This is a genomic window from Kitasatospora sp. NEAU-CNBT7 (assembly GCF_057220535.1).
Map to the genome: position 1 here is coordinate 188951 of NZ_JBXQQB010000014.1, position 9961 is coordinate 198911.

Genomic DNA, 9961 nt, shown 5'->3' on the forward strand with positions numbered 1-9961 from the left:
TACACCCCTCGGGATACTCGGGGAGTGGCATCCGCCTGAGCAGCACGAAGCCCCGCCCCAGCCAGCAAGGGCCAGTAGAGGGCGGGGCCAGAAGGGCCGGTGTCAGCCTCCGATCCGGATCTTCACCTTCCAGAGATTCAGCGACCCGGAGGTCACCTCGCCGTCCGCCTCGTTCCCTTCCCACTCGTTCTCAGAGTTCAGCGTGGCCCAAACGCTTGCAGGGATCTCGATCACGAGGTTGTCGGCGTCGTCGAAGCCGGAGGACCGTTCGATGTTGAGAGAGTCAGCCATGGCAGATGAGACTACCGTCACACTGCCCTCGCCCGCCTGCCGAATTCTGCGCCGACGCCCCGACCCTGATGTTGGTTCCGCTGCTACCGGGATCAGGGGTCGGGGCTCTGCGCGTACGGGGTCAGGCTCGGGTGGGCACCGGGTTGTCCGGGCTGTCGAGCCACACGGTGTGGCCGTCCGGGGTGATCGTGAGCCCGAAGCGGTTGAACCCGGGGCGGCCCTGGTCGTCCCACCAGTGCCATGCGGTGGACACTTCGCCCCAGAGGCTGCGGGGGCCGGACTGCACCACCTCGTAGCGTTCTCTGTCGGGCTCCCAGTCGGCCGTAGCCCACGACGTGACGGCCGTGTCGTGCAGCCACAGCGTGTAAGACCCGTCGTCGTACCGCTCGATCAGGGGAAACGCGCCGGGCACCTGAACCCCGATGGCGAACATCTCCTGCCATCCACCAAGTAGCTCCGGGGATAGTGAAGTTGAGGACGCAACCCCGTCAGCCGGCCAAGGCGCCGAAAGGTAGGCAAGGCTGTTCGGCTGGTCGGTGCGCTGCTGCCGGAGCCGCATGAACGCTGATGACCCGACGAACCGTCCGGATGCCTTCCCGTCGTCGCCGACCGCGAGCCGGACGATTGCTTCGCCGCCGTACTCCGGGCCCCACGGCGCGACGACCACCCCGCCGGACCGTGACTGCTCGACCCACGTGTACGGCAGGCTCCCGACCGAACAGGTGGCAATGATCCGGTCGTACGGTGCCGCCTTCGGGTACCCCTCTGCCCCGTCCCCGACCACGGGCACGGGCGAGTACCCAGCACGGGCGAGGCGGCGTTGCGCGCTGGCCGCGCTGTCTTCGTCCACCTCGACGGTGACGACGCTGCCCGACCCGAGGTGGTGGGACAGGAGAGCGGCATTCCAGCCGGTTCCGGTGCCGATCTCCATCACCGTGTTGCCGTCCTCGACGCTGAGGGCATTGAGCATCGAGAACACCATGGTGGGCATGCTGCTGGACGACGTGGGCATGGTGCCGCGCGTGCTGCCCGCATGCTCTCCGTCGTCCCACTGTGTGGTGAGCGGTACATCCGAGTAGACAGCGTTCCACCACTCGGCGGGGTTGATGCTCTTGTTGATCGCCTCGCCCTGGCGCACACCGTCCGCCTGTCCCGGCCAGATCGTGTCAGGCACGAACAGGTGACGCGGCACGGCGTTGTAGGCAGGCAGCCAGTCCGTAGTCAATGACCCGTTGGCGATGAGCGCGGAGGCCAGCCGGGTCCGACCGGCCTCCGCTTCGTGCTCGCTGCTCACCGGTTAGCGGCCCGTCGCCGGACCCTGGCCGTCCGAGGTGTTACCACCCTCGTCCGACCCGCCACCGCCGTGCTTGTTGCCGCTGCTGGAGTCGTCCTGCTGACTGCCGCCCGAGCCGGAGCCGGAACCCCCGCCGTGCTTGCCGCCCCCGCCGCTCCCGCCGCTGCTCCTACCCCATGCCATGCGTGAACTCCTGTCTTCTGTCGGTTAGTTGGTGCCGCTAGTTGGTGCGCTGCCGGGGCCGCGCGCAGCTTCGCGCCGTGCCCTGCGTGGTACCGGGTCCGGTGTCGCCCGGCGGGCGCTCGGTCGGAGTACTCATACTGGTAACTCCTCACATCGTGTCGGGCCGGACCGCCGGTCGGTGTCCGGGTCGTGCGGTGTTGCGGAGCCCGCTCCGGTCGGCTGCCTGCCAGGGATGACGGCCGGAGCGGGAGTCTTGAGTCAGTGCGGCCGGGCCAGCGCGAGCAACGTCACCGCGAGCAGCACCACAGCAGCCACCGACACCCCGTAAGCGGCCCGCCGGCTGACCGGCTCGCTCCGGGCGCGCCGATACTCGTCCTGGTCGGCTCCGGTCACGACGGTTCCTCCTCGGGGATCATCAGCCACGGCACCTCGGCGACATGCGCGAAGCTGCGGTGGTCCTGATGTTCCCGCAGGTGCTCGAACGGCCAGCGCTGCGCTTCCTGGAAGTCCTCGATCACGGGCCCTTCCGCGCCGCACGGCTTGCCGTCCTCGTCCTCCCCGAGACACCGGAACATGTGCCATGTCGGGGGCGCGTCGGGCGCGCTGTCGTGAGTGACGGTCCAGTTCAGAAACCGGTACCGCTTGCGAACCGCCACAGGCGCGCCTTTCCTCGTTCTCCGGGGCCCACACGGGCCGCCCCTGCGCCCACCACGGAACAGGCGGGGGCAGCCCGGTCCGGGCCCGGCGCTGGCCCGCCCAGAGGCCGCCGATGCCGAACACTGGTGACTCATAGGGATCAGGCATCAGCGCCGCCGGTGGATAGTCGGGCGCAAGTGCGCATCTGCTGGTCGAGCTTCCGGCGGAGCTTCATCCGCCGGGCAAGCGTCCTTCGGTAGGGACTGAACATCGTTACAGGCCAAGCGAATTGGATGTGGGCACCCCACATCCAAGCGACCGTGTTACGCGGTTCGGTCACCAGCGCCCGGAGCACACGACCCATGATGACCAGGCGAGAGGGCCTCACGACCCGATCAGCTCCGGCGCCCGGCGCGGGGCGCTCGGATGCATGACAGGGATCAGCTCCGGCACACCCGGCAAAGCTTCGATCTCGGTCGGGTAGGTCTCCCACTCCTTCCCACCCCCTCGGGGGCGGAGATAGACCATGCCGCCCACGGTGCCCATGTAGGTGCCCTCCGCGCCCTGGTGGGCGCGGTCCCGGACCACCTCTCCGACCTTGGGTAGGTAGATCGCCCCTCGGGTCGTCCTGCGCGTCGCCATCGGCCCCGCTCCTCTCCTCCGCCGAGTTGACACCAAGATCTGGCAGTCACCCGGGACGGTGGAACCTCGCTCAAAGGACACTTCAGAACGTCCCTCGTGCGGTAGAACGTCCCTACAAAAGGTCCGTGATGTGTGGGGAGACAAACGAGATGCCGAACGAGAGACTGAAAGACGTTATGGCGTCGGGAGGTTGGACGTGTTCAGCCCTGGCCGAGAGAGCCGGCGTGGACACCAAGTCGGTTGAGCGGTGGGCCAATCAGAACCGCACGCCTCGGTTAGGTACAGCCCGCTTGGCTGCCGAAGCCCTCGGAGAAGACATGTTCGCACTGTGGCCGAGTCTGCGGCAGCCGCGCGCCGCACGCGCGATAAGCCCTGAACTGGTCGCCCTGTACGAACAGCGAGCCGATCTACCGGTATCCGTCTTCGTGGACTTGCTCGGAAAGGCCACGGAGCGCATCGACGTGCTGGTCTACGCTGCCGTATTCCTTCACGAGGCGTATCCCCGGCTTAACGATCTACTTCGTGAGCGCGCCGCCGAAGGATGCGTGGTCCGGATCGCCCTCGGCGCCGCCGACAGTGAGAACGTCAAGCAACGCGGGGAAGAAGAGAGGTTCGGCCACGGCATCGAGTCCCGGTGCAGGCTCGCCCTCATGCACTACCGCCCGCTGCTCGGCACGCCCGGCATCGAGATCCGCACCCACGGAACCACGCTCTACAACAGCCTCTACCGCGCAGATGACCAGGTGCTGGTAAACGCCCATGTGTGGGGGGTCAACGCCTTCGGAGCGCCGGTCTGGCACCTGCGCCGAACCGGGGCAGGGACGCTGTTTGACACCTATGCTGCGAGCTTCGACGCAGTGTGGAACGCCGCCCTGCCGGTTGAGGAGAGCTGATCACGTGGCACGCACCGAGTTCTACGACGATCCCAACGCGCCCATGCCAAACCGGCTGGTGGTGGCAGCGTCCGCAGTGGTGACGGATGACGAAGGGCGCGTCCTGCTCCAACGGCGCACCGACAATGGTCTGTACGCGCTGCCGGGCGGCACGATGGATCTTGGTGAGTCTCTTCCGGGAACGGCGATTCGGGAGGTCCGCGAAGAGACCGGCCTTGATGTGGAGATCACTGGACTCGTCGGCACGTACACCGATCCCCGACACGTGATCTCCTACTCGGATGGCGAGGTGCGGCAACAGTTCAATGTTTGTTTCACCGCGCGTATCACGGGCGGTGAACTCCGGATCTCCGACGAGTCGACCGATCTCCAGTTCGTAGCTCCGGACGACATCGGCGACCTGCCGATGCACCACACCCAGCAACTCCGGCTTCGGCACTTCCTTGAGCACCGGGCGACTCCCTACCTGGGGTAGGGCGCGGACGACGAAGGGCCCCCGCCCCAACCACCCGCTGAGGGAGGAAGGGACGGGGGCCGTCATGGTGCTCGGGACCGGTCAGTCCCAGATATCGGAGTCGTCGCCGGACTCCGGCGGGGCAATCGCCACCCGAGCACTCGGCGATAGCCCCAACTCTCGTATATAGCGGGAGAGTTGGGATCGGTACTGTGCTGCGATGGTGGCAGCGCCGTTCTTCACTGTGCCGCGTTCGGCGGTGACCATGAGCCCGCGTGTCGACAGGTCCCGCTCGGCCTGGTCGATCCGGGCGACGCAGACGCACAGATCCTTGACGGTCGAGTGATCCACTTCGCCGAGACCGGCGGCAACTTCGAGGATCGGCACGACGCGCCGCCACTCGGCGGACGCGACTTCCCTGCACCGGATGTTCGCTTGCTGCGTCTCGGTGGCCGGTGAGTCCTTGAAGATCTCTCGCCAGTTGGGTTCAGCGAGGACGGCGCGCGGGACAATCACCCCCTCTTTGATTTCGGTCTTGGACGGGTTTCCCTCTCGGGCCCGTGCGGCTGATGGTTTCGGTCGGTATCGGTCGGCCATGGTCTCCTTTCGCATTCCGTGGCGGGCACGGCGGGCTGCCAAAAACGGCCGCAGCTCCGGCGAGAGTTTTTTGCCTCCCTGCCGTGCAATCTCAGACGACTCAGGGGGCACCCCGCCTGGGTCGGGTCAGCGGCGAATTGGCTTGACGTTTGCCGCAGCCCATCCGCCTGGCTGATTTCTCGCCGTCTCTTTGTTGTGACACGGCGTGCACAATGGGCGCAGGTATTGCGGTACATCCGGGTTGGCAACGCCGTCCGCGATAAGTTGCTTTCGGGATTTCGGGAAGTGGTCCGCCACGGTGGCGACTCGCCCGCACAGCAGGCACCACGAGTTCGCGTAGAGGTAAGCCCGGCGAACCCTGGGCCAGTTCGGGCCGTACGCGCTGCCGCCTGGCGTCTGGCGGTTCCTGGTCGCCTCGCGCTCATGAGCGGGGCAGCGTCCGCCCGTGGTCAGCTCGGGGCAACCCGGGACTGAGCACGGGGGGCGGGGTCTACGCGGCATAAGAACCTTTTGTCTCATCAAGTTACGCTTGGGGTATTTCAGTTGGATTGACGGGTACGGAAGATAGAGGGCGGCCTGATTTCGCCCGCCATTCGGCGTACTCGCGGGCGCGAGTGTTTGCCATATCGGAGATTCGTCGCTCCAATGGAGTAGTCGATGACCCCATTGAGAACCGCGTATCCAGTGCGGAACCTGGACCGGAGCAGCCATGCCTGAACGCACACCCCGACCTGCCTTCGAGCTTCGGTTCGGTGGAATCCACTTGACTATCCAGCGCATCCCTCCGTGGCTCGTCACGGCAACGGCAGCAGGAGGTACGGCGTTCACCGCCTGGTGGGCGCGAAAGTGAGCCAGTCTGGGACCGACGGCCAAGGATCCGAAGTCGGCCGCTGTCTTTCCCGGCGGCAAGTGCTATACAAGGTCCACGCGTTCTCCCACTTGGTGAGCGGCGGGCGGGATGGTTGGCCGTGTGTCGGACCAGCGCCTCATGCCGGAGCGCCCGGAGGGAAGACCGGCGGGTTGATCGGTTCGCCGTCCTGTCGCCTCGGCGTCACGTCCACGGCCAGCAGCCGGCCGGGGTTCCTCGGGTCGCGCATCTGCTGGACTCCGCGCGGCATCGGCGCCCCACCATTTAGCACTGGCAGGCCGGTTGGGGAATCCGACCACACGGGCCGCCCCCGCGCATCCCGAGGGAAGTGCGGATAGGTTCCGTCCGGGCCGGGGTCAAGTGCGTCAACGGCCATGTCAGTCCGCCGCTTCGATGTAGGCGTTCCGGGCTGTGTCCAGTTCCTCGGCGTAGGCCGCGCCGATTGCCGCAGCGGCATTGTCCACAGCGCTGGTGACGTCCTCGATGATGCGCAGGTCGTACCAGCGCTGTTCGGGGACAGTTCGCGCCTCGCCGAGGTGGGCCTGTGCGCTCTGCGCGGCGGTCAGGATCTTCTCGCGCTTGTACCGCTCGGCACGGTGTGCGACGTACGCCTGAAACCACGGCTCGGCGGACAGGAGTTCAAGGAACTCCGCGTGCAGCTCATTGCCCCGGTCGGACCGCTCGCTGGCCTGCGCCGTCCACGTCTTGAGGAATGTGCGGTCGTACTCGGCGGCGCGCTCGGCGCGGCGGGCCTGCTCAGCCTCCTGGGCGGCCACCAGGGCGGCTTCGGCATCCGCCACTGGACCAGCGAGCCGGTCGGCCTGTGCGCGCAGCTTGGCGAGCTTGTCAGCGGCTCGGGAAACGTCGTTGCTCATGGTCAGACCTCACGATCGGTAGGGGCGGAGACGTCGCGGCCGAGCTGCACGGCGGCAGCCTTCGCGGCCTCGTAGTGGCCGAGCGACAGGTGAGCGACAGCGCCCATCTGGTCGTACTGCTCGGGGCGGTCGCGCTTCATCTCGGCAAGCCGCTCCATAGCGGCGCTGTACTGGAAAGCGTCTGCGCGAAAACGGAGCCTCTTGGTCTCCCTGTCCTCGTAGGAGTAGGCGAAGCTGCCAGGGTCGATCACGGTGCTACCTCCGGTAGGCCACCTGTCGGGTGGAATGGAAAAGCCCCTGCCCGGGTCGGGAGGGGCGAAGATCGTCACGTGACGGTGTTCAACGTGCCGACATACTCACGTGCGTATGTTCGGTGGGGCGGCTACGCGGCGTCCGCCTTGCGGGCCCAGTACGCGGCCTGCTGGCATGCGTCGCAGCAGTAGAGGCGGCGGCGTCCGATCGTGCGGTTGACGACCCGGTTGGGGCAGCCCTCGCGCTGGCAGGGACCGCCGTCCCGGGTGGGTGCCAGCAGGCGCGCGGCTTCGGTGGCCTGGCGGTGCGCTTCGCCGGCTGCCGCCGCATCGCCGGACAGGGCCCGCAGAACGATCGCCTCTGCGCTGCGGATCAGCTCAAGCGCACGGGCGTGGTCGGTGTTCATCTCGAAGCCTCCAAGGCTGTTGGTGGTTGGGCGGACAGTGGGGTCTGCTCGGTCGTCGCGCGTCCCTTGCTTCCACGTGGGGCGGGACGATTGCTTGTCCTGCCCCAAGTAGGGAGGGACGATTCCTCTCTCACCCTGTAGTGGACGGGGAGGGATTCCTTGGGCCGGGATCGCACGGGTACTTGAGTGCACGGGATTCCTGGTTGCCATGACTGATACGCCGAGGGCCCGAAGATAGGAGAGGGGGACGAATTCCCCTCGCCGGGCTTGTAGGGACCGACGGTTTCTCCCTCTACTGCTGTGGAGAGTGGGCAGATGGCCCGCATATTGGGGCATTCGGGCAATCTCGGACATGTGATCTGCGTCTCACTTGGCGACGTGACGAATGACGGTCGAAGCGGTCCGGCGGCTATCCCCTTAGGACTTCCATAGGGATACCTGACTTGGCATCCAGGGCGTCACTCATCACAACTCCCAGGTCAGCGCCCCTGTGACGCTCAGCCGGCGAAGCCCTCGCCGTCACCTCCGCCACGCTGGCTCCGAAGTCCGGGAGGCAAGGTGTGCCCCGCAGGCGGCACAGCGCGGGCCCATCATGTTGGGGGACCAGAAATTTCCTACACGCTGCTTCCTGCCTCTCACTGGTTAGGGAGAGCAGATCTTCCGTCCGCGTCCGCCCGCCACGGCGGCGGCGCCCGTGCGCGTCTCGACCAACGCAGGTGACGGGGTGACGTTCAGCGGGGTGATTCTGGGTTCTCTTCTCTGCGCGGGATCTAAGAGAAACCAGAACCACCGCCTCAAACGTCACCCCGTCACCCTGGCGGTCCCACCGCGCTGCTCCGGCACGGCGAGGTGACGTGGTGACGGTTGAGAGGCGGATTTCAGTTCTCTCTAGACATGTCAGAGAGAACCAGAACAAGCCCGAGAACCGTCACCACGTCACCCGAGGTCCCGCCGCTGACCGGCGAGCCCCTGAGCGGCCTGCTGCGGGCACGAAAGAGCCCCGGCGGTCTTCGTGGGACCTGCCGGGGCTCTGGCTTCGCCGTACGGGCCGTCAGGCGGCTATTGCGCGGCGCTCCGCGACCGTGACCGGCCGGGTGGGCTTGCGCTTCTCCCTCGGGGGCTTGCTCCACTCGATCGTGACACGCCCGCCGGGTGTGCCCTGCGGGTGGATCGTGACCCGAAGCCCCTTCTCGGCGAGGTGGACGCGCTGAGTCTCTTCGTCGCTGCCCTCCCACGCGTCGTACAGGGTGGAGTCGAGCGGCACGTACGTGGTGGTCACGGTCGGGTCGTGTTCGGCCGTGAGCCGCGCCGTGCTCTCGGTGATCTCGGTCAGCTTGGCGGTCAACGCTTCGAGCGCGGGACCCTCGACCTTGGCAATGGCAGCGATCACCCGATTCTGAGACGCCGCGAGATCGGCGAGCGCGCCGGAGTGGTCGATGCCGCCCGTGTGAACGGCGCGCATCAGTTGCTCGCCGCCGAACCGCTCGCAGAACGCGGCGTCCACCATGGGCTCAAGGATGCTCGCCATGATCGACCCGTGCCCGTTCTCGCACTTGTACAGAGCCTTCTTCTTGCTCGACTTGCCGCCGTTGAAGCCGCAGGCCTGCGCGCAGACGACGAACCCGGCCAGGAATGGGGCGTCCGAGCGGGGTGCGTTCTCCGTGCGGGCAAGCTCCTTGAGTCGCTGCTGCACCCGCGCAAAGGTCACTGCGTCCAGCACCTCCGGGGCGAACTGCACCGGGGTGACCCCGTCGTCCTTCACGATCAGCTCGCCCTTGTGCTTGCGCCACCCGCGCAGCGTCACGCCGGACAGTAGCTTCTTCCACTGCTGGCGGCCGATCGGCAGCGGCTTGGACGTGCTCGCCAGCGTTCCGCCCGCCAGCAACTCCCCAACTGCCTTGATGACCAGCGGGATCATCTCGCTGTCCGCGTCCAGGTAGGCCGGGGCCTTCGGGTTCTCGCGCACGGTCATGAACGGGAACGGCGCGAACCCGGAGATCCACCGACCCTGTTCCCGCCGCTCCTGGTGGGCGGCAAGGATGCGCTCGGTCATCATCTGGCGTTCCCACTCCGCGAGCGCCACCAGGATGAGCGCGATCAGGCGTCCGCCGGGGGTGCCCGTGTTCAGCGAGCCGTCCGCCGTGGCCAGGATCACGCGCTTGTTCGGGGTCTCCGCCCACTCGACCAGGTGCAGGAACTCCCGCACGCTACGGCTGTAGCGGTCCAGCTTCCACGCCCACACGTGGGTGGGCTGGTAGGCCATGAGTTCCGACATGCCCTCGCGGTCGGTGAGCGGCGTAGCGCCGGACACGCCGTAGTCGATGAACTCGACCGCCTTGGACGGGTCGTGCCCGGCGGCCCGGATGGAGTCGTGGCACGCCTTGCGCTGCACGTCCAGCGAGGTAGAGGCGTCGTCCGCACGGGACAGACGCAGGCTGATCGCAATCCGGATCTCAGGGTGGAACGTGGCGGGGACCAGCGCGGTTGTGCTCATCGGTCGCACGGTAGTGGTCATCTGTTCGAATCTCCAGGGAAATAACCCGACGGGTGTGCACTTCCCTGGAGCAGGG

13 protein-coding genes are annotated in these 9961 nt (G+C 67.1%); 2 read left to right on the top strand and 11 right to left on the bottom strand.

Annotation, left to right across the window (positions count from 1 at the left end; genetic code table 11):
* Positions 1–102: 102 nt before the first annotated feature.
* The 6 genes from AC2TEW_RS20175 to AC2TEW_RS20200 form a co-directional block, all read right to left on the bottom strand.
* Positions 103–291 carry a hypothetical protein gene (locus AC2TEW_RS20175; protein WP_484624302.1) on the bottom strand — a complete coding sequence of 63 codons (189 nt, stop codon included), beginning with the start codon at positions 289–291 and terminating at the stop codon, positions 103–105.
* 121 nt (positions 292–412) lie between these two features.
* Positions 413–1585: a methyltransferase domain-containing protein gene (locus tag AC2TEW_RS20180; protein WP_484624303.1), complete on the bottom strand. Its 1173-nt coding sequence runs from the start codon at positions 1583–1585 to the stop codon at positions 413–415.
* Between the two features lie 3 nt (positions 1586–1588).
* Positions 1589–1768, bottom strand: a complete 180-nt coding sequence (locus tag AC2TEW_RS20185; RefSeq protein ID WP_484624304.1) for a hypothetical protein — start codon at positions 1766–1768, stop codon at positions 1589–1591.
* Between the two features lie 258 nt (positions 1769–2026).
* Positions 2027–2161: a hypothetical protein gene (locus tag AC2TEW_RS20190; protein ID WP_484624305.1), complete on the bottom strand. Its 135-nt coding sequence runs from the start codon at positions 2159–2161 to the stop codon at positions 2027–2029.
* Positions 2158–2424, bottom strand: coding sequence for a DUF7848 domain-containing protein (locus tag AC2TEW_RS20195; RefSeq protein ID WP_484624306.1), 267 nt, complete (start codon positions 2422–2424; stop codon positions 2158–2160). The genes AC2TEW_RS20190 and AC2TEW_RS20195 overlap by 4 nt, the downstream gene beginning before the upstream one ends.
* Before the next feature lie 364 nt (positions 2425–2788).
* Positions 2789–3046: a hypothetical protein gene (locus AC2TEW_RS20200; protein ID WP_484624307.1), complete on the bottom strand. Its 258-nt coding sequence runs from the start codon at positions 3044–3046 to the stop codon at positions 2789–2791.
* A 149-nt stretch (positions 3047–3195) separates the two neighbouring features.
* On the opposite strand from AC2TEW_RS20200, the gene AC2TEW_RS20205 reads away from it, so the two are divergent.
* Entirely contained in the window at positions 3196–3939 is a 744-nt protein-coding gene (locus tag AC2TEW_RS20205) for an XRE family transcriptional regulator (protein ID WP_484624308.1), read from the top strand.
* Positions 3940–3943: 4 nt separating this feature from the next.
* Positions 3944–4414, top strand: a complete 471-nt coding sequence (locus AC2TEW_RS20210; protein ID WP_484624309.1) for an NUDIX domain-containing protein — start codon at positions 3944–3946, stop codon at positions 4412–4414.
* An 81-nt stretch (positions 4415–4495) separates the two neighbouring features.
* Here the strand turns inward: AC2TEW_RS20210 and AC2TEW_RS20215 are convergent, their stop codons facing one another.
* The 5 genes from AC2TEW_RS20215 to AC2TEW_RS20235 form a co-directional block, all read right to left on the bottom strand.
* Positions 4496–4990 (bottom strand): phage terminase small subunit P27 family, encoded by a 495-nt coding sequence (locus tag AC2TEW_RS20215; protein ID WP_484624310.1) that lies wholly within the window; start codon positions 4988–4990, stop codon positions 4496–4498.
* A gap of 1245 nt (positions 4991–6235) precedes the next feature.
* On the bottom strand, positions 6236–6733 hold the full coding sequence (locus AC2TEW_RS20220) for a hypothetical protein (RefSeq protein ID WP_484624311.1): 498 nt from the start codon (positions 6731–6733) through the stop codon (positions 6236–6238).
* 2 nt (positions 6734–6735) lie between these two features.
* A complete protein-coding gene (locus tag AC2TEW_RS20225) occupies positions 6736–6984 on the bottom strand; it encodes a hypothetical protein (RefSeq protein ID WP_484624312.1) in 249 nt (82 codons plus the stop codon).
* A gap of 131 nt (positions 6985–7115) precedes the next feature.
* A complete protein-coding gene (locus tag AC2TEW_RS20230) occupies positions 7116–7391 on the bottom strand; it encodes a hypothetical protein (RefSeq protein ID WP_484624313.1) in 276 nt (91 codons plus the stop codon).
* A gap of 1051 nt (positions 7392–8442) precedes the next feature.
* Positions 8443–9885 (bottom strand): recombinase family protein, encoded by a 1443-nt coding sequence (locus AC2TEW_RS20235; RefSeq protein ID WP_484624314.1) that lies wholly within the window; start codon positions 9883–9885, stop codon positions 8443–8445.
* Positions 9886–9961: the final 76 nt, after the last annotated feature.

Excerpts from the sequence above, each read along its gene's own strand:
- AC2TEW_RS20175 (WP_484624302.1), bottom strand. The coding sequence starts at position 291 with ATGGCTGACTCTCTCAACATCGAACGGTCCTCCGGCTTCGACGACGCC.
- AC2TEW_RS20185 (WP_484624304.1), bottom strand. The coding sequence starts at position 1,768 with ATGGCATGGGGTAGGAGCAGCGGCGGGAGCGGCGGGGGCGGCAAGCAC.
- AC2TEW_RS20200 (WP_484624307.1), bottom strand. The coding sequence starts at position 3,046 with ATGGCGACGCGCAGGACGACCCGAGGGGCGATCTACCTACCCAAGGTC.
- AC2TEW_RS20205 (WP_484624308.1), top strand. The coding sequence starts at position 3,196 with ATGCCGAACGAGAGACTGAAAGACGTTATGGCGTCGGGAGGTTGGACG.
- AC2TEW_RS20215 (WP_484624310.1), bottom strand. The coding sequence starts at position 4,990 with ATGGCCGACCGATACCGACCGAAACCATCAGCCGCACGGGCCCGAGAG.
- AC2TEW_RS20220 (WP_484624311.1), bottom strand. The coding sequence starts at position 6,733 with ATGAGCAACGACGTTTCCCGAGCCGCTGACAAGCTCGCCAAGCTGCGC.
- AC2TEW_RS20230 (WP_484624313.1), bottom strand. The coding sequence starts at position 7,391 with ATGAACACCGACCACGCCCGTGCGCTTGAGCTGATCCGCAGCGCAGAG.
- AC2TEW_RS20235 (WP_484624314.1), bottom strand. The coding sequence starts at position 9,885 with ATGAGCACAACCGCGCTGGTCCCCGCCACGTTCCACCCTGAGATCCGG.